General features: G+C 75.8%; 1 protein-coding gene. It reads left to right on the top strand.

Annotation, left to right across the window (positions count from 1 at the left end; translation table 11 throughout):
• On the top strand, positions 1 to 761 hold a 761-nt coding region (locus AC2W7M_RS26190; RefSeq protein ID WP_486136096.1), incomplete at its 5' end, for a uroporphyrinogen-III synthase.
• Between the last annotated feature and the right edge of the window lie 276 nt (positions 762 to 1,037).

Genomic DNA, 1,037 nt, shown 5'->3' with positions numbered 1-1,037 from the left:
CGGCCGGCGCTCGGCACGCGTCTTCGGGCCAGCGCGCCGGCCCGCGCTCTGGGCCTCTAGGGGGCACCATGCTGGTGCTCGTCACCCGCCCCGAGCCGGCGGCGCACCAGACCGCGGCGCGCCTCGCCGCCATGGGGCATGAGGCGCTGGTCGATCCCATGCTGCGCATCGTCCCCACCGGCGCGGCGCTGCCCCAAGGGCGGTTCGACGCGGTGGCCTTCACCTCGGTCAACGGCGTGAGGGCGCTGGCGGCATCCGCGGAGTTCGCCCGGTTCGCGGCGCTGCCGGCGTTCGCGGTCGGCCCGCGCACGGCGCGGGAGGCGCTTGAGGCGGGCTTTGCCGTAGTCACCGACTGCGACGGCGATGCCGCGGCCCTGGCCGGGCGGCTCGCCGCCGATCTGCCGTCCGGTGCCCACGTGCTCCATCGGCCGGGGAGGAGCGGGCGGCCGACCTCGGCGGCTGCTGGAAGGCCCGCGTCTGCGCGTCACCCTCGCCGTCGTCTATGCCGCGCGGCCGGCGGACGGCCTGTCGCACGCGCGCGCGCCGCCCTCGCCGCGGGACCATCGGACGCAGCCCTGCATTTTTCTCCTCGTACGGTTAAGACTTTTGCTCGCCTGCGCGGGCGCCGCGAAGCTCGATGGCGCGCTGCGCGGGGTCCGCCATCTGTGCCTTTCCGCGCAGGTGGCAGCGCGCTTCGGGCCTGCCCCAGCGTCGCGGTCGCGGCGGCACCCAACGAGGCGGCGCTGCTGGCGCTGCTGTAAGGGGCGGCGGTTGCGGCACGGCGTCCGGCGGTCTATCCGATGGGGGATGGCGGTTCGCCAGGAGCCCGGTGGCGAGCAAGGATGGCGAGCAATGATGGCGAGCGATGATCCGAACCCCGCGTCCCCGGCTCCCGAGCCCGACCGACGCCGCCGACCCTCGATCTGACGGCCGAGGAGATCAAGGCCGGGGCCGGCGCGAGCGCGCCCGAGGCCGCGGACGGTGCGGCTAATGCCGCGCCTGCCGATGCCGAACCCGGCGATGCCGCCTCGATCGCC

This window comes from Xanthobacter sp. BG11Y11_SDJG (genome assembly GCF_057364445.1).
Note: the sequence above shows the minus strand (reverse complement) of the source record. Positions and strands in the feature narration are given on the sequence as shown.